This is a genomic window from Stenotrophomonas sp. I18B00994, assembly GCF_014145825.1.
In the GTDB taxonomy this organism is placed as follows: domain Bacteria; phylum Pseudomonadota; class Gammaproteobacteria; order Xanthomonadales; family Xanthomonadaceae; genus Stenotrophomonas; species Stenotrophomonas maltophilia.
The window spans coordinates 152,437-169,742 of record NZ_JACIUW010000005.1; the positions used below are offsets into that span (position 1 = coordinate 152,437).

At 67.4% G+C, this 17,306-nt stretch carries 15 protein-coding genes; 12 read left to right on the top strand and 3 right to left on the bottom strand.

The annotated features are described in order from the left end of the window. Positions 1 to 194: 194 nt before the first annotated feature. Positions 195 to 2,582, bottom strand: coding sequence for a TonB-dependent receptor (locus H4O10_RS07410; RefSeq protein ID WP_049403876.1), 2,388 nt, complete (start codon positions 2,580 to 2,582; stop codon positions 195 to 197). A 335-nt stretch (positions 2,583 to 2,917) separates the two neighbouring features. Between H4O10_RS07410 and H4O10_RS07415 the strand changes: the two genes are divergently transcribed. Further along, positions 2,918 to 4,783, top strand: a complete 1,866-nt coding sequence (locus tag H4O10_RS07415) for an ABC-F family ATP-binding cassette domain-containing protein (RefSeq protein ID WP_005414284.1) — start codon at positions 2,918 to 2,920, stop codon at positions 4,781 to 4,783. A 78-nt stretch (positions 4,784 to 4,861) separates the two neighbouring features. Here H4O10_RS07415 and ampR read toward each other — a convergent pair whose 3' ends face one another. Further along, positions 4,862 to 5,728: a LysR family transcriptional regulator AmpR gene (gene ampR, locus H4O10_RS07420; protein ID WP_049403874.1), complete on the bottom strand. Its 867-nt coding sequence runs from the start codon at positions 5,726 to 5,728 to the stop codon at positions 4,862 to 4,864. A gap of 175 nt (positions 5,729 to 5,903) precedes the next feature. Here ampR and blaL2 point away from each other — a divergent pair, with 175 nt between their 5' ends. The 3 genes from blaL2 to H4O10_RS07435 all read left to right on the top strand — a co-directional run bounded on the left by blaL2 (position 5,904) and on the right by H4O10_RS07435 (position 8,810). Continuing rightward, positions 5,904 to 6,815: a L2 family extended-spectrum class A beta-lactamase gene (blaL2, locus tag H4O10_RS07425; protein ID WP_049452307.1), complete on the top strand. Its 912-nt coding sequence runs from the start codon at positions 5,904 to 5,906 to the stop codon at positions 6,813 to 6,815. A gap of 85 nt (positions 6,816 to 6,900) precedes the next feature. Beyond that, complete coding sequence (locus H4O10_RS07430; RefSeq protein ID WP_005410765.1) at positions 6,901 to 8,115, top strand: cation:proton antiporter; 1,215 nt, start codon at positions 6,901 to 6,903, stop codon at positions 8,113 to 8,115. A 53-nt stretch (positions 8,116 to 8,168) separates the two neighbouring features. Beyond that, positions 8,169 to 8,810 (top strand): hypothetical protein, encoded by a 642-nt coding sequence (locus H4O10_RS07435; protein ID WP_005410764.1) that lies wholly within the window; start codon positions 8,169 to 8,171, stop codon positions 8,808 to 8,810. A 49-nt stretch (positions 8,811 to 8,859) separates the two neighbouring features. Here H4O10_RS07435 and H4O10_RS07440 read toward each other — a convergent pair whose 3' ends face one another. Further along, positions 8,860 to 9,597 (bottom strand): DUF3011 domain-containing protein, encoded by a 738-nt coding sequence (locus H4O10_RS07440; protein ID WP_049452308.1) that lies wholly within the window; start codon positions 9,595 to 9,597, stop codon positions 8,860 to 8,862. Positions 9,598 to 9,755: 158 nt separating this feature from the next. On the opposite strand from H4O10_RS07440, the gene aspS reads away from it, so the two are divergent. The 8 genes from aspS (at position 9,756) to H4O10_RS07480 (ending at position 17,221) form a co-directional block, all read left to right on the top strand. Next, on the top strand, positions 9,756 to 11,507 hold the full coding sequence (aspS, locus tag H4O10_RS07445; protein WP_049452309.1) for an aspartate--tRNA ligase: 1,752 nt from the start codon (positions 9,756 to 9,758) through the stop codon (positions 11,505 to 11,507). Between the two features lie 16 nt (positions 11,508 to 11,523). Next, a complete protein-coding gene (locus tag H4O10_RS07450) occupies positions 11,524 to 11,841 on the top strand; it encodes a hypothetical protein (RefSeq protein WP_005410761.1) in 318 nt (105 codons plus the stop codon). Positions 11,842 to 11,872: 31 nt separating this feature from the next. Beyond that, positions 11,873 to 12,394 (top strand): GNAT family N-acetyltransferase, encoded by a 522-nt coding sequence (locus H4O10_RS07455; protein WP_049452310.1) that lies wholly within the window; start codon positions 11,873 to 11,875, stop codon positions 12,392 to 12,394. A gap of 75 nt (positions 12,395 to 12,469) precedes the next feature. Beyond that, positions 12,470 to 13,102 carry an alpha/beta fold hydrolase gene (locus tag H4O10_RS07460; RefSeq protein ID WP_005410759.1) on the top strand — a complete coding sequence of 211 codons (633 nt, stop codon included), beginning with the start codon at positions 12,470 to 12,472 and terminating at the stop codon, positions 13,100 to 13,102. Between the two features lie 184 nt (positions 13,103 to 13,286). Next, entirely contained in the window at positions 13,287 to 14,018 is a 732-nt protein-coding gene (locus H4O10_RS07465) for a YebC/PmpR family DNA-binding transcriptional regulator (RefSeq protein ID WP_049452311.1), read from the top strand. Between the two features lie 105 nt (positions 14,019 to 14,123). Beyond that, on the top strand, positions 14,124 to 14,645 hold the full coding sequence (ruvC, locus tag H4O10_RS07470) for a crossover junction endodeoxyribonuclease RuvC (protein WP_005410757.1): 522 nt from the start codon (positions 14,124 to 14,126) through the stop codon (positions 14,643 to 14,645). Positions 14,646 to 14,658: 13 nt separating this feature from the next. Continuing rightward, positions 14,659 to 15,252 (top strand): Holliday junction branch migration protein RuvA, encoded by a 594-nt coding sequence (gene ruvA, locus H4O10_RS07475; protein ID WP_005410756.1) that lies wholly within the window; start codon positions 14,659 to 14,661, stop codon positions 15,250 to 15,252. A gap of 49 nt (positions 15,253 to 15,301) precedes the next feature. Then, positions 15,302 to 17,221 carry a potassium transporter Kup gene (locus H4O10_RS07480; RefSeq protein WP_005410755.1) on the top strand — a complete coding sequence of 640 codons (1,920 nt, stop codon included), beginning with the start codon at positions 15,302 to 15,304 and terminating at the stop codon, positions 17,219 to 17,221. Positions 17,222 to 17,306 lie beyond the last annotated feature (85 nt).

Below are 17,306 nucleotides of genomic sequence, written 5' to 3' on the forward strand. Positions count from 1 at the left end.
TCGCAGAAAGCAGGGGGATACCCCGATTTTCACCGAAGCGGCCAGATACGGCAAACCCGCCGTCCACGTGCCGTGGCCGGCGGGTTTGCCCACGCATTTCTCTTCTACCCCCGCCTTCGGAGCGCCCCTTCAACAAGAAGGGGCGCTCCTCCAGACGCGGCCCGGGGTTGCCGGCCAGCGGCCGGCTCTACCCCTTACCAGGTGTACTTGATCCGCCCGTACACGTACGCGCCGTTGAAGCCGAACGGCGAGTAGTTGCTGTACGGCAGCATGCCGAAGGTCGAGTTCTGCAGGTCTTCGGTGCGGTCCGGGTACTTGTCCAGCAGGTTGTCGGCGCCCACGGTCAGGGTCCAGTTGCTGCTCGGCTTGTAGCTGGCCGAGGCATCCACCACCCATGCATCGCCGTAGGTCTGGTCGCGCAGCGCGGTGGCCGAGTTGCGCACAGTGAATTTGCCGTAGCGGGTGGCGGCCAGGCCCAGTTCCCAGTGGTCCGAACGCCAGGTGCCGCTCAGGATCGCCTTGTCGCGCGGGTAGCTGTCCTCGATGCGGCCAATTTCATCGCGACCGATCAGCGACTGGGTCAGGCCCAGCGTGCCGAACACCGGCGGGGTGCCACCGACGCGGCGCACTTCGGTGTCGTTGTAGCTGTACGCAGCGGTCAGCTCCAGGCTGCTGGCGCCGAACGGCACCGTATAGCTGGACACGAAGTCGACGCCACGTGTGCGCGTATCCAGGCCGTTGGTGAAGTAGGAGAACGCGGTCACCTGCGGCAGGCCCAGGGTGCCCAGCAGCGCGCTGGTGGCCGCGTTGGTGGTGATGCTGGACGACAATGCGATGCGGTCATCGATGTCGATCTGGTAGGCGTCGACGGTGATGTACAGGCGGTCGGCCGGCTGCAGCACCAGGCCCAGGCTGTAGGAGGTGGAGGTTTCGGCCTTCAGCGGCGAGGCGCCCAGCGCCTGCGCGGCCGGGCTGGTGGTCGGGAAGGTGCCACGCTCGACGAATACGCCATTGAGGAACTGGCTGGTGACTGCCTGGTAGCCCTGCTGCGCCAGCGACGGTGCACGGAAGCCACTGGAGGCGGTGGCCCGCAGCGCGACCTTGTCGGTGAATGCATAGCGCGCCGACAGCTTGCCGGAGAAGCGGTCGCCGAAGTCCGAGTAGTCCTCGTAGCGGCCGGTGATGCCGGCCGAGAACTTCTCGGTCAGGTCCGCTTCCAGGCCAGCATAGACCGCGTAGTTGTGGCGGTCCGCATGCACTTCATTGGTCGGGGTGAAGCCCGCGAAGCCCTGCGCGCCGCTGCCGGTGTACGAGTTCAGCTCGCCCGGGTTCTGGTCCCACTTTTCCTTGCGGTACTCACCACCGAAGGACAGCGTGACCGGGTAGGCCAGGCCCCAGTCCAGTGACTTGGTCAGGTCGGCATTGAAGATGTCCTGCTGGTACTTCAGCGTGCCGTCGTAGAACGAGCGCGGGCTGGTTGCGCCGAGGCTGTAGTTGATGCTGTTGCGGGTGTGGAAGTCGAGGGTGTTCTCGCCGTGGTTCAGGCTCAGGTCCCAGGTCCAGCCGTTGTCGGTGTTGCCCTTGACCCCGGCCACCAGCGAGCGGTCCTTCGAATACTGGTTGATCTCCGGCACGAAGCCGTCGGGGTAGGTCTGCGCCAGCAGCGCGCTCTGCCCGCTGTGGTTGCGCGAACGGTAGAACGCGAACGAGGTGATGTCGCGGTTGCTGAGCAGCGCGCTGGCGTAGCCGGTCACGTGGTCGCTGAAGTCGAAGCTGGCGTTGGCCGACGCGGCGGTGGCATCCACGCGCGGGTCGCCGACGATGAAGGTCTTCTGGCCGATGCTGGGGAAGTTGCCGGTGTTCGGGGTGGTGCCGCGGTACGGGCCGGCGCGGTTGCTCTCGTCCTGCTGGCTGATCTGGCCAGCCACGTGCACGCGACCACGGCCGTTGCCGAACTCGACGCCGGTATCGCCGGAGAGCTGGTACTTGTTGCCGTCACCGGCCGAGTACTGGCCGTAGTCCACGGCCAGGCTGCCGCCACGGCCGCTGCCCTTGAGCACGATGTTGATGACGCCTGCAATGGCGTCCGAGCCGTACTGTGCCGACGCACCGTCGCGCAGCACTTCCACGCGCTCGATGGCGGCAATCGGGATCGCATTGATGTCCACTGCCGACGAGCCACGGCCGATGCTGCCGTTGACGTTGATCATCGCCGAGGTGTGGCGGCGCTTGCCGTTGACCAGCACCAGCACCTGGTCCGGCGACAGGCCGCGCAGCTGCGCCGGGCGCACGCCACTGGTGCCGTCGGTCAAGGCCGGGCGCGGGAAGTTCAGCGAGGGCAGGGCGCGCGACAGTGCGGTGGCCAGTTCACTGGTGCCGGTGGACTGCAGCACTTCAGGGGTGATGATGTCGATCGGCGACTGCGATTCGGCGACGGTGCGGTCGGCCACGCGGGTGCCGGTGACGATCACCGTGTCCAGGGTGTTGGCGGCGGTGCCGGCCTGCTGGGCAGCGGCAACGAACGGAGAGCCACCGAGTGCGACAGCGACGGCGGCGGCGATCAGGCTGGTCTTGCGGGTCATCGGGATGGGGCTCCGGTTGGCGGGGGTGGCACCGGAATCGACATCACGGGGGTGAGGCGGACGGCGGTTGTTGCGGTGCGCAAGGCAGGAATTAACGGGATATTCAGTGCGTGTCAAATGGTTGCAACAGGAAAAAACGTTGCAGCAGCAACCATTTAGCGGCAGAGGGCAGCGGCGGGAGGTGGGGCCCGGGGGCTGCGCGGGGCCGACGAGGGAGAGAGTTGGCCTGCCGCCGCGCATCCCGGGGCGCGTCAAGTATTCGTTAACGCTAGAATTACGTCGCAGGAACAGTGCTCACCAGCACATTCCATCCGGTTATATGGACCCCTCCCCCGATGATCTCCCTTCGTAATTTCGCCTTGCGCCGCGGCGAGCGGCTGCTGTTGTCCAATGTCGACCTGACCCTGCACGCCGGTTACCGGGTGGGCGTGGTCGGCCGCAACGGTGCTGGCAAGTCCAGCCTGTTCGCGGCGGTGAAGGGCGAGCTGGAGGCCGACAAGGGTGACGTCGACCTGCCCGGCAAGGTCCGTATCGCCAGCGTGGCCCAGGAAACCCCGTCGCTGCCGGACCCGGCGCTGAGCTTTGTGCTGGGTGGGGATACCGATGTGGCTGCGGTGCTGGCTGAAGAGGCTGAAGCAACCGCGCGCGAAGACTGGGAGGCGGTGGCCAACGCGCACACGAAGATGGCCGAGATGGGGGCCTACGACGCCGAAGCGCGCGCCGGCAAGCTGCTGCACGGCCTCGGTTTCCCGGCCGAGACCCACCACCGCGCGGTGTCCTCGTTCTCCGGCGGCTGGCGCGTACGCCTGAACCTGGCCCGCGCGCTGATGATGCCCAGTGACCTGCTGCTGCTGGACGAACCGACCAACCACCTGGACCTGGACGCGGTGTACTGGCTGGAGCAGTGGCTGCTGAAGTACCCCGGCACCCTGCTGTTGATCTCGCATGACCGCGAGTTCCTCGACAACGTGGCCACCCACACCCTGCACCTGCACGGCGGCGGCGCCAAGCTCTACCCGGGCGGTTATACCGATTTCGAGCGCCAGCGCGCCGAACAGCTGCGCCAGCAACAGATCGCGCACGAGAAGGAACAGGCCGAGCGCGCCCACCTGCAGAGCTTCATCGACCGCTTCAAGGCACAGGCCAGCAAGGCCGCGCAGGCGCAGAGCCGCATGAAGCGCCTGGCCAAGCTGGCCGGCACCGAAGCAGTGCGCGCCGAGCGCGAGTTTCGCATCGAGTTCGCGCCGCCGGCCAAGCTGCCGTTCTCGCTGATCCGCCTGAACCATGTCGAGGCCGGCTACGGCAAGGACGCAGTGATCCTGCACAACGTCGGCTTCGGTCTGGAAGCGGGCCAGCGCATTGGCCTGCTCGGCCCGAACGGTGCCGGCAAGACCACCCTGGTGAAGACCCTGGTGGGCGAGCTGGCGCCGATCGTCGGCGAGCGCATGGCGCACCCGGACCTGAAGATCGGCTACTTCGCCCAGCACACGGTGGAGTCGCTGCACGAAGGCCAGTCGCCGATGGAGCACTTCCGCGAGATCGCCCCGGACGCACCGAACCAGTCGTTCCGCGACTTCCTCGGCAAGTGGAACTTCCCGGGTGACCGCGCGTTCGAGCCGGTCGATGGCTTCTCCGGTGGCGAGCGCGCACGCCTGGCGCTGGCGCTGATCGCCTGGCAGCAGCCGAACGTGCTGCTGCTGGACGAACCGACCAACCACCTTGACCTGGAAATGCGCGAAGCGCTGGCCGAAGCATTGGCCACCTTCGAAGGCGCGATCGTGATGGTCTCTCACGACCGCCATTTGATCGGCCTGGTCTGCGATACCTACTGGCGCGTGGCCGATGGCGTGGTCGAGCCGTTCGATGGCGACCTGGATGCCTACGCCGCGTGGCTGCGTACCCGCCCGCAGGCGCAGGGCACCAAGGCGCGCATGGAACAGGTGGAAGAGCCGGTGGTGGTCAAGACCGCCCCGGTGGCGCAGGTGGTGCAGAAGAAGCCGGTGAACCCGCACAAGCTGGCCGCCGCTGAAGCCAAGGTGGCCGAGCTGGAAGGTGCCCTTGCCGAGCTGGACCGCCAGCTGGCGGACCCGGCCAACTACGCCGATGCCACGCGCATGGCCGTGCTTGGCCGCGATCGCGAAACCGCCGCCGCGCAGCTGGAAAAGGCCGAAGCCGCTTGGATGGAACTGCTCGAGTCCTGACCGGTAGTGCCGGCCGCTGGCCGGCAGCGCGATGCGCCCACAACGATCAAGGGATGGCCGGCCAGCGGCCGGCACTGCCTACGCGCCCTGTGCCTGCAGCCATTCGCGGAAGCGCCTGGCCGGCTCACGTTCGGCACGCGATCGCAGCCGCGTCAGCCAGTAGCGCCCCAGCTCCAGCGTGGTGCTGAACGGCTGCAGCAGGCGACCCTCGGCCAGTTCCTGCTCGAACATGCGCAGCGGCAGCAAGGCCACACCGGCGCCACCGGCGGCCGCCATCGCGACCGTCAACGAGGAATCGAATACCGGCCCGCGCGCTTCCACGCCGCTGACCCCGGCCGCCTGCAGCCAGCGCGGCCATTCGTCGCTGCGGTAGGAACGAAGCAGCGGCAGCGTGCCCAGGTCGCGTGGCTGTTTCAGGCGCCGCGCCAGCGCCGGTGCGCACAGCGGTGCAAACGGCGCGTCGAGGATCGCCGTGCACGCCTGGCCCTGCCAGTCGCCATCACCAAAGCGGATCGCCAGGTCCAGCCCTTCTCCGGCCAGGTCGATGCGGTTGTTGTGGGTCTGCAGGCGCAGCTCGATGTCCGGGTGCGCTGCCTCGAACGCGGCCAGCCGTGGCAGCAGCCAGCCGGTGGCGAAGGTGCCGACCACGCCCAGGGTCAGCACTTCACGCTCAGGTCCGCCGGTGTAACGCGCGATGCTGGCGGAGATGCGCTCGAACGATTCGTTGAGCACCGGATACAGGGCCGCGCCTTCATCGGTGAGTGCCACGCCGCGCGGGAGGCGATGGAACAGGCGGATGCCGAGCCGGTCCTCCAGCCCACGGATCTGGTGGCTCAGTGCGGCCTGGCTGACACACAGCTCCAGCGCGGCACGGGTGAAGTTCTGGTGGCGGGCGGCGGCCTCGAAGGCGCGCAGCGCGTTCAGTGGCAGGGTAGGGTGCAGCATCGTCGAGTCGTGAGCTGGAGTGATGGATGATCCTAACCCTTCAACGGAAAATTTCGGAAAATTAAGGGGTTGAATGCGTCAGGCATTAATTTAACTAATGTCTCTCGCAGATTTTTTGCGCTGGTCGCCCCCGGTCTAGGCTTCAATAATCGAGCGGTCCCCCAGGAGAACCCGCATGCTCGCCCGTCGCCGATTCCTGCAGTTCAGTGGTGCCGCCGTGGCTTCCTCGCTTGCCTTGCCGCTGCTGGCACGTGCAGCGGGCAAGGCCACCGCCAACGCACCCACCGATGCCGCCATCACCGCCGCCAGTGATTTCGCCGCGCTGGAAAAGGCCTGCGCCGGACGCCTCGGCGTGACCCTGCTGGACACTGCCAGCGGTCGCCGCATCGGTCATCGCCAGGACGAGCGCTTCCCGATGTGCAGCACCTTCAAGAGCATGCTGGCGGCCACCGTGCTCAGCCAGGCCGAACGCATGCCGGCATTGCTGGACAGGCGCGTGCCGGTGGGCGAGGCCGATCTGCTCTCGCATGCACCGGTCACCCGCCGCCACGCCGGCAAGGACATGACCGTGCGCGACCTGTGCCGTACCACGATCATCACCAGCGACAACACCGCCGCCAACCTGCTGTTCGGCGTGGTCGGTGGCCCGCCCGCAGTGACCGCGTTCCTGCGCGCCAGCGGCGACACGGTGAGCCGCAGTGACCGGCTGGAGCCGGAGCTGAACAGCTTTGCCAAGGGCGATCCACGCGATACCACCACGCCGGCGGCGATGGCCGCGACCCTGCAGCGCGTGGTGTTGGGCGAGGTACTGCAACCGGCTTCGCGGCAGCAGCTGGCCGACTGGCTGATCGACAACGAAACCGGCGACGCCTGCCTGCGCGCGGGCCTGGGCAAGCGCTGGCGCGTGGGTGACAAGACCGGCAGCAATGGTGAAGACGCGCGCAACGACATCGCCGTGCTGTGGCCCGTAGCCGGGGGCGCCCCGTGGGTGTTGACGGCTTATCTGCAGGCACGTGCGATCAGCTACGAGCAACGCGCTAGCGTGCTGGCACAGGTGGGGCGGATTGCCGACCGGTTGATCGGATGAGGTAACCGGGGTCATTCAAACGTGGCTTGCCGGATCGGTTCGGCGCGCGCATCCTGCGCGCGTTCGAACCACACGGAAGTCCCCCATGAGCCATGAACTGATCTACCTGCTGCTGATCTTCGCGCTGCTGGTGATCCCGCGCGCGCTGCAGCGTTTCAGCCTGCCCGCGCCGCTGACCTGCCTGCTGTTCGGCATCATCGGCATGCTCTGGCTGGGCGACCAGGCCCACGATGCGGTGATCGGCCTGCTGGCCACGCTGGGCATTTCCTCGCTGTTCCTGTTCGCCGGCCTGGAAGTGGACCTGCAGGCGCTGCGCCGTGGCATGTGGCCGCTGCTGGCGCACCTGGTGATCCGTACCGGCACGCTGTTCGGCGTGGGCTGGCTGGCCTGGCGCTATGCGGGGCTGCCGTGGCAGGCCGCCGGGCTGTTGGCGCTGGCGCTGCTGACGCCGTCCACGGGCTTCATCATGGACTCGCTGTCGCGGCTGGGCCTCAGCGAAGACGAGCGGTTCTGGGTGACCAGCAAGGCCATCGCCGGTGAACTGCTGGCGCTGGCGGCGTTGTTCATCGTGCTGCAGGCCGGTGACCCAGGGCACATGGCGTTGTCCAGCCTGGCACTGCTGGCGATGATGATCGGCCTGCCGCTGCTGTTCATCGCGCTGGGCCGCTGGGTGGCACCGCACGCGCCGGGCTCGGAATTCTCGCTGCTGGTGATGGTCGGCATGGTGGCGGCCTACATCACCTACCTGCTGGGCGTGTACTACCTGGTTGGCGCGTTCATCGCCGGCCTGGTCGCGCGCCTGCTGCACCAGCGCATGCCGCTGCTGGCCTCGCACGAGAACCTGCACGCGCTGCGCCTGTTCGCCTCGTTCTTCGTGCCGTTCTACTTCTTCAACGCCGGCACCAAGGTGCCCGCCGAAGCGCTGAGCTTCGAGGCGCTGGGGCTGGGCATCGTGATCACCCTGGTGGTGCTGCCGCTGCGCATCGGCGTGGTCTGGCTGCAGCGCCGGGTGATGTTCGGCGAGAGCTTCCGCAGCAGCCTGCGGGTCTCGCTGGCGCTGGCACCGACGCTGATCTTCACCCTGGTGCTGGCGGCGATCATGCGTGAGCGCTTCCAGATTCCGGCGGTGCTGTTCGGTGCGCTGCTGCTGTACGCGGCGCTGACCACGCTGTTGCCGTCGCTGGTGTTCCGTACACCGTTTGACGTTGATCCGGTGGAGCAGGAGCCGGCCGGCGAGGGCGAGGCCGCACCGGTGGCGGCGACCGAAGCACTGCCGGCAGCACCGTCTGCCGAGCGCTGAGCGGGACTGGCGCGCGGTTTGCGCCCATCGTCCATGGCCGTTAGGGTTGGGGCATGAGACCGATTGCCGTTGCCACTACCGCCGCCCTCCTGCTCAGCCTCGCTGCGTGCACGCAGCGCTCCGATACGGTCGCCCATGACCTGGCGACCGCACCGGCCGATGCGTTCATGGCCGCCATCGCCGCACATTGCGGCCAGGCCTACGTCGGCAAGGTGGTGGAGGACACGCCTGCACCGACCGCCAAGGATCCGTTCGCCGGGCAGCGCCTGGTCATGCATGTGCGCGGCTGCGCCGACCCGGCGCATGAGCTGCGCATTCCGTTCCATGTCGGTGATGACCACTCGCGAACCTGGGTGCTGACCCGCACGCCGAACGGGCTGCGCCTGAAACACGACCATCGCCACGAAGACGGCAGCCCCGACGCAATCACCCTGTACGGTGGCGACAGCACGCCGCCGGGCACCGCCGAGCGCCAGCAGTTCCCGGCCGATGCCGATTCGGTGGCGATGTTCCGCCGTGCCGACATGCTGGCTTCCACGCACAACACCTGGGCGATGGAGATCGATCCGGACCAGACGTTCGTCTACGAACTGACGCGCCCGGACGGCCGCCGCTTCCGCGTGCAGTTCGACCTGAGCAAGCCGGTCGACCTGCCACCGCCACCGTGGGGCGACGACACAGCACCCGCGCCGTGATCCCGGGGTCGGATCCCTCCTGCGGAGGGCTCTGACCCCGACCCTGCACTCATCGCGTGCCGAAGCGCGCCCGGCAGCCGTTGCTCACCCACACCTGACCACGCGAGTAACCCCAGCTGCGGCCTTCCTGGCAGGCGCTGCCCGACAGCTGCTGCTGCAGCACCGGCCGGCCCTGGCGCTCATCCCAGTCGCAGGTCTGCGAGCGGTTGTTGTTGCTGCTGCAGGTGACGGAATAGTTGCTGTTGCCACCGCCCCAGCCGCCACCGCCCCAGCCGCGGGCCTCGGCGAATTCGGCGCGGCAGCCATTGCTGACCCATACCGCGCCGTTGCGCACACCCCAGGTACGGCCCTCGTCGCAAGGGCTGCCGGACAACTGGCGGACCAGGCGGGCATTGCGCCAGCCGACCGGGCAGCTGCGCTCGCGGTTGTTCTGGCTTTCGCAGCGGATGGTCTCGCCGGGCCGACCGTTGTTGCCTCCCCAGCCACCGCCATTGCCGCCGCCCCAGCCACCACGGGCCTCGACGAACTCGGCGCGGCAACCATTGGTGACCCAGATGCTGCCATTGCGGCTGCCCCAGGAGCGCCCTTCCTCGCAGGGGCTGCCAGACAACTGACGGACCAGCTGCGCGCCGCGCCAGCCGGTGTTGCAGACCCGTTCGCGGTTGCTCTGGCTTTCGCAGCGGATCACCCCGTTCTGCGCAGAGACGGACGGAGCGGGCAGGGCAAGGGTGCCCAGCGCACCCAGGCTGAGGGTTACGGCCAGGCTGGCCAGGGACAGCGGTTTCATGGCGGCATCCCATACGGTGGCAGGTGCCCGACTATAGGGAGGGGGACGATCAAGCCGGTGTGACTGGCCGGATTTGCCCCAGCCGGGGCCTCGGCCGCAGAATACGAGGCTTTCCGGCCCCCATCCGGTGCCGGCGTTCTCCAGCGGAGCTTCCCCCCATGCGTACCCACTTCTGCGGCCTGGTCGACGAGACCCTGATTGGCCAGACTGTCACCCTCGCCGGCTGGACCGACGTGGCCCGTAACCAGGGCGGCGTCTGCTTCATCGATCTCCGCGATCATGAAGGCATCGTGCAGGTGACGGTGGAGATCGACAATGCCGAAGTGTTTGCGGTGGCCGCGTCGCTGGGCTACGAGGATGTGCTGCAGGTGGAAGGCGTCGTGCGTGCCCGCCACGCGGTGAACGACAAGATGCGCACCGGCAAGGTGGAAGTGATCGCCACCGCCATCACCGTGCTGAACAAGGCTGCGCCGCTGCCGTTCCACGCCCATGAGAACCCGGGCGAGGAAACCCGCCTGAAGTACCGCTACCTGGACCTGCGCCGCCCGGAAATGCAGCGCATGCAGCGCACCCGCATCAAGCTGGTGCAGGCGCTGCGCCGCCACCTGGACGAAAAGGGCTTCCAGGACATCGAAACCCCTATCCTGACCAAGGCCACCCCGGAAGGCGCACGCGACTTCCTGGTGCCGGCGCGCATGCACCCAGGCGAGTTCTACGCACTGCCGCAGAGCCCGCAGCTGTTCAAGCAGATCCTGATGGTGGCCGGCTTCGACCGCTACTACCAGATCGCGCGCTGCTTCCGCGACGAGGCCCTGCGTGCCGATCGCCAGCTGGAGTTCACCCAGCTGGACATGGAATTCGCCTTCGTCCGCGAGCGCGACGTGCAGGATTTCGTCGAGGACATGATCCGCGCCATCTTCAAGGAAGTGGTGGACGTGCAGCTGGATGCCAGCTTCCCGCGCATGACCTGGGCCGAGGCCATGCGCCGCTACGGCTCGGACAAGCCGGACCTGCGCATCGCGCTGGAGCTGGTGGACGTGGCCGAACTGGTCAAGGACAGCGAGTTCCCGGTGTTCACCGGCCCGGCCAATGATGCCGAAGGCCGCGTTGCCGCGCTGCGCATCCCGGGCGGTGCGTCGCTGTCGCGCAAGCAGATCGACGAATACGCCGCGCATGCCGCCAAGTACGGCGCCAAGGGCCTGGCCTACATCAAGATCGCCGACAACGGCGAAATCAGCTCGCCGATCCAGAAGTTCTTCAGCGAGGAATCCTTCGCCGCGCTGGTGGCCCACGTCGGCGCCGGCAACGGCGACATCGTGTTCTTCGGCGCCGGTGGCTACAACAAGGTCTCCGACTTCATGGGCGCGCTGCGGCTGAAGGCCGGCAAGGACTTCGGCCTGGTCGCCGACGGCTGGGCGCCGCTGTGGGTCACCGACTTCCCGATGTTCGAGTGGGACGAGGAAGAACAGCGCTACGTCGCCCTGCATCACCCCTTCACCGCACCGGCCGTGGACGACATCGCCGACCTGCGCGCCAATGCCCGTACCGCCGTTTCGCGCGGCTACGACATGGTGCTCAACGGCAATGAGATCGGCGGCGGTTCGATCCGTATCCACCGTCCGGACATGCAGAGCGCGGTGTTCGAGCTGCTGGGCATCGGTGCCGAAGAAGCCCGTGCCAAGTTCGGCTTCCTGCTCGACGCGCTGAACTACGGCGCGCCGCCGCACGGTGGCATCGCCTTCGGCATCGACCGCATCGCCGCGCTGATGGCCGGCACCGAGTCGATCCGCGACGTCATCCCGTTCCCGAAGACCACGGGTGCACAGGATCTGATGACCGACGCGCCGTCGCCGATCGTCGACGCGCAGCTGGCCGAAGTACACATCCAGGTTCGCCCCAAGACCAACTGATCAGGAGATCCAGGCAATGACCGAGTTTGCGTTTTCGCTGGAGTGGGAAAAGCTGGGCAATGAAGGCTCCGAGGCCAACCTGGTCACCGAGCGTGCACGCGTGTTCGGCGGTTGGCTGGTCCGCGTCGGTACCAACCCGGCCGCGATGGCCCTGACCTTCGTCGCCGACGGTGAAGGCCGTTGGGATGGAGAAGACTTCGGCGTCGAGGATTACGAGGACGACGAAGAGGAAGAGTACGACGAGGACGAGGAAGGCGAAGAAGACGAGGACGAAGAGGAATACGAGGAAGAGGACGAGGAAGACGAAGAAGCGGAATCGTCGGAAAAGGCTTGACCGCCCCTTCGCGCTGACGTCAACTTCCTGCATGTATTCCATCCGCCGCGCCACCGTGGACGACGCGCCGACCCTGTCGGCGCTGGCCGCCCGCACGTTCACCGAAACCTTCGGCCATCTGTATCCGCCGCAGGACCTGCAGGCCTTCCTTGAGGAGGCCTACACGGTCGAGCGCCAGCGCGTGATCCTGGCCCACCCGGATTACGCGGTGTGGCTGCTGGAGCTGGACGGGGAGGCGGTCGGCCATGCCGCCGCCGGCCCCTGTGGCCTGCCGCACCCGGACGTGAAGCCCGGTGACGGCGAACTCAAGCGCCTGTACCTGATCAAGACGCAGCAAAGCTGCGGCTGGGGCAGCCGCCTGCTGGAAACCGCGCTGGCCTGGCTGGAATACGAGGGCCCGCGCACCCTGTGGTTGGGCGTGTGGTCGGAGAACTTCGGCGCACAGCGCTTCTACGCCCGCTACGGGTTCGAGAAGGCCGGCGAATACCTGTTCCCGGTGGGCGACACGAACGATCTCGAATTCATCCTGCGCCGCGCACCGCGCGCGGCCTGATGTTCACTGCCGCTTGCTGCGCGCGCGTGTTCAATCACCGTACGTTCCTGCCCCGCTGACCGCCAGGCTGTTTGCATGACTCCCCCCGTATTGCTGCTGCATGGCATCTGGAATGCCCGCGCCTGGGTCGGGCCGCTGGCCTGGCGCCTGCGCGCGCGCGGCTTCCAGGTGCACGCGTTTGGTTATTCCTCGGTGTTCGGTGGGCCGGACGTGGCCGTACCGCAGCTGCTGGAGCGGCTGGCCGACGCCGGCCCACTGAGTTTGGTCGGCCACAGCCTGGGCGGGCTGCTGGCGCTGGAAGCGCTGCGGCGCAATCCGCAGCTGCCGGTGCAGCGCGTGGTCTGCCTGGGTTCACCGCTGCGCGGCAGTGGCACCGCGCGCTCGTTGTCCGATCATGGTTGGGGGCTGGCGCTGGGGCGCAGCAGCGAGCTGCTGCTGGACGGCCTGCCGGACTGGCAGGGCAAGGCCGAGGTCGGGCTGATCGCCGGTTCGGTGCCGCATGGTCTGGGCAGCCTGCTGGGCGCGATGGACGACGCCTCCGATGGCACTGTGGCCCTGGCCGAAACCCGCCTGCCGGGCCTGACCGATCATTGCGTGGTGCGCACCAGCCACAGCGGCCTCGTGGTGTCGCCGGATGCCGCGCGGCAGACCGCGCATTTCCTGCGCCACGGCCAGTTCGACCACAGCCGCGACGCCGCCGCCGCGTAATCTGGTAGGGGCGACCGCCCTGGCTCGGTGGGTGCGGACCGTCCTGCCTTGGTGGATGCGAACCGTTGGTTCGCACGCGCTTCGCCGGGCCATGCGCGACGGCATCTCCGCCCTAGACACGGTTGCCGCCCCCGATCAGGTAGAATCCGCGCCTTGATCCTGAAGCAGCCAGACGGTAGCACCCATGGGTAGAGGCCCCTCCATCGAAGCCCGCAAGAACGCGTCCGACGCGAAGCGCGGCAAGATTTTCACCAAGATCATCCGCGAGATCGGCGTTGCCGCGCGGGGCGGTGGAGGCGACCCCAACAACAACCCGCGCCTGCGCGTTGCGGTGGACAAGGGCCTGGCCGTGAACATGTCCAAGGACGTGATCGAGCGCGCCATCAAGAAGGCCACCGGTGAACTGGAAGGCGTCGACTACGAGGAAATCCGCTACGAAGGCTACGCTCCGGGTGGCGTGGCCGTGATCGTCGACTGCCTGACCGACAACCGCGTGCGCACCGTGGCCGATGTCCGCCATGCGTTCAGCAAGTGCGGCGGCAACATGGGCACCGAAGGCTCGGTGGCCTTCATGTTCAAGCGCCTGGGCGTGCTCAGCTTCGCCCCGGGTGCCGACGAGGAAGCCATCACCGAGGCGGCCATCGAGGCCGGCGCTGATGACATCGTGGTCTATCCGGACGATGGCTCGATCGATGTGGTCACCAGCCCTGACGCGTTCAGCGCAGTCAAGGACGCGATGGCCGCCGCTGGCCATGTCGCCGACCACGCCGAGATCACCTTCCGCGCCGACAACGACATCAAGGTCGAGGGCGAGGTCGCCCTGCAGGTCAAGAAGCTGCTGGACATGCTGGAAGACCTGGACGACGTGCAGGAGGTGTATTCCAACGCCGAACTCGGCGCCGACGCCTACGCCTGAGCCGTCTTCGACGGCCTGGGCGCGGGCCGTTGAACGGTCACCGCGGACAGTCATGAGCCCATACGCCTGCCAGCGCATTCCGTTCCGCCCCGCCAGGAGTGCAGCATGACCCGCATCCTCGGCATCGACCCCGGTTCGCAGCGGACCGGGGTCGGCATCATTGATGTCGATGCCACCGGCCGCGTCAGCTACGTGCACCACCAGCCGCTGGTGCTGCTGGGCGCTGACGACTTCCCGCAGCGCATGAAGCTGCTGGTGCTGGGCCTGGCCGACCTGTGCCGCGAGTATGAGCCGCAGGAAGTGGCCATCGAACGCGTGTTCATGGCCCGCAACCCCGATTCGGCATTGAAGCTGGGCCAGGCCCGTGGCGCGGCGATCTCGGCGGTGGTGCTGCGCGACCTGCCGGTGCACGAATATGCTGCCAGCGAGATCAAGCTGGCGGTTGTCGGGCGCGGTGGCGCCGAAAAGCAACAGGTTCAACACATGGTCGGGCTCATGCTCAACCTGAAAATCAAGCTGCAGGCCGACGCGGCCGACGCGTTGGCGGTGGCGATCACCCATGCCCACGTAAGGGCGACGGCCAACCGCCTGGGGCTCAGTGCCCGCCAGGCATGGGGCCGCAAATGAGGAGCTGCACGCAATGATCGGTCGACTGCGCGGCATCGTCGCCTACAAGGCGCCGCCGTGGCTGGTGGTGGACGTGAACGGAGTGGGCTACGAACTGGAGGCGCCGATGAGCACCTTCTACGACCTGCCCGAGCTCGGCCGCGAGGTCACCCTGTATACCCACTACTCGCAGAAGGAAGACAGCGTCTCGCTGTACGGCTTCCTGCGCGAGGGCGAGCGGCGCCTGTTCCGCGACGTGCAGAAGGTCAGCGGCATCGGCGCGAAGATCGCGCTGGCCGTGCTGTCCGGCGTCACCGTCGAAGAGTTCGCGCGCATGGTCCAGGCCGGTGACATCACCGCGCTGACCCGCATTCCGGGCATCGGCAAGAAGACCGCCGAGCGCATGGTGCTGGAGCTGCGTGACCGCGCGGCCCAGTTCGGTGCCGGCGGCGCGCTGCCCACCGGCAGTGGCCCGGCCCCGGCCGACCCGCTGTCCGATGCCACCGTGGCGCTGCAGCAGCTGGGCTACAAGCCGGCTGAAGCCGCCCGCATGGCCCGGGACGCCTTCAATGAAGGCGACGAAGTGGCCACCGTGATCCGCAAGGCGCTGCAGTCGGCGCTGCGTTGATCCGCCTTCCTTTCCTTCAACAAACCGCCTGAGCTTCGCCAGGAGTCCCATGTCCAGCAGTCAAACCCCGCACGCAGCCGCCCCCGGCGGCCATGGCCACGCCCCCTCCGCTGGAGGACTGGCGCTGGTCATCGGTGCGATCGGCGTGGTCTTCGGCGATATCGGTACCAGCCCGCTGTACACCCTGAAGGAGGCGTTCTCGCCGCACTACGGGCTCAACAGCGACCACGATACCGTGCTGGGCGTGCTGTCGCTGGCGTTCTGGGCGCTGAACCTGGTGGTGACGCTGAAGTACGTCACCATCATCATGCGCGCCGACAATGATGGCGAGGGCGGCATCATGGCGCTGATGGCGTTGACCCAGCGCACGCTGCGCAATGGCTCGCGCTCGGCTTATGTAGTGGGCATCCTCGGCATCTTCGGCGCCTCGCTGTTCTTCGGCGACGGCGTGATCACCCCGGCCATGTCCGTGCTCAGTGCGGTCGAAGGCCTGGAGGTGGCCGCGCCCGGACTGCATGTCTTCATCGTGCCGGTCACCCTGGTGGTGCTGCTGGCAGTGTTCGCCGCGCAACGCTTCGGTACCGAGAAGATCGGCAAGGCGTTCGGCCCGATCATGGCGATCTGGTTCGTATCGCTGGCGGCGATCGGCATCTACAACATTGTCGATGCGCCCGAGGTGCTGAAGGCCTTCAACCCATGGTGGGGCATCCGCTTCTTCATGGAGCACGGCTGGCACGGCATCTTCATTCTCGGTGCAGTGGTGCTGGCGGTGACCGGCGGCGAAGCGCTGTATGCGGACATGGGCCACTTCGGCCTGCGACCGATCCGCCACGCCTGGTACTTCTTCGTGCTGCCGTGCCTGGTGCTGAACTACCTGGGGCAGGGCGCACTGGTGCTCAACCACCCCGAGGCCCTGAAGAACCCATTCTTCGAGGCGGTGCCCTCGTGGGCGCTGTACCCGATGATCATCCTGGCCACCATGGCGGCGGTGATCGCCTCGCAGTCGGTCATCACCGGCGCGTTCTCGGTCTCGCGCCAGGCCATGCAGCTGGGCTACATCCCGCGCATGCGCATCAAGCACACCTCGCACGACACCATCGGCCAGATCTACATCCCGGGCATCAACTGGGGCATCGCGGTGATGGTGTTCGGCCTGGTGCTGGCGTTCCGCAGCTCGTCCAACCTGGCCGTGGCCTACGGCATCTCGGTGTCGGCCACGATGCTGATCGACACCCTGCTGCTGGCCGTGGTGGCACGTTCGCTGTGGCCGAAGTCGCGTGGCTGGCTGCTGCCGCTGTGCGTGGTGTTCTTCATCATCGACCTCGGCTTTGTCATCGCCAACGGCGCCAAGCTGCTGCAGGGCGCCTGGTTCCCGGTGGTGCTGGGCATCTTCCTGTTCACCATGATGCGCACCTGGCGGCGTGGCCGCGAGCTGCTGCGTGATGAGATCCGCAAGGACGGCATCCGCCTGGACACCTTCCTGCCGGGCCTGATGCTGGCACCGCCGGTACGCGTGCCGGGCACCGCGGTGTTCCTCACCGCCGACCCGACCGTGGCCCCGCACGCGCTGATGCACAACCTCAAGCACAACAAGGTGCTGCACGAGCGCAACGTGTTCCTGCACGTGGAAACCCTGCCCATTCCCTATGCGATGGAAGGGCAGCGGCTGAAGATCGAGTCGGTGGGCGACGAGTTCTACCGGGTCTATGTGCGCTTCGGTTTCATGGAAACCCCGGACGTGCCGCTGGCGCTGATGCGCTCGTGTGACCACGGTGGCATCTACTTCGACCCGATGGACACCACCTTCTTCGCCAGCCGCGAAACCATTGTGGCCACCGCCAACCGCGGCATGCCGATCTGGCGCGACAAGCTGTTCGCGCTGATGCACCGGAATGCCGCGCCCGCGACCGGCTTCTTCCGGATTCCGGGCAACCGCCTGGTGGAACTCGGCGCGCAGGTGGAGATCTGACCGCGCGGGGTCGGATCCCTTTTCCGCAGGAAAAGGGCTCTGACCCCATGTCTTGAGCCATCCACACATCCATCCACGCATGGCG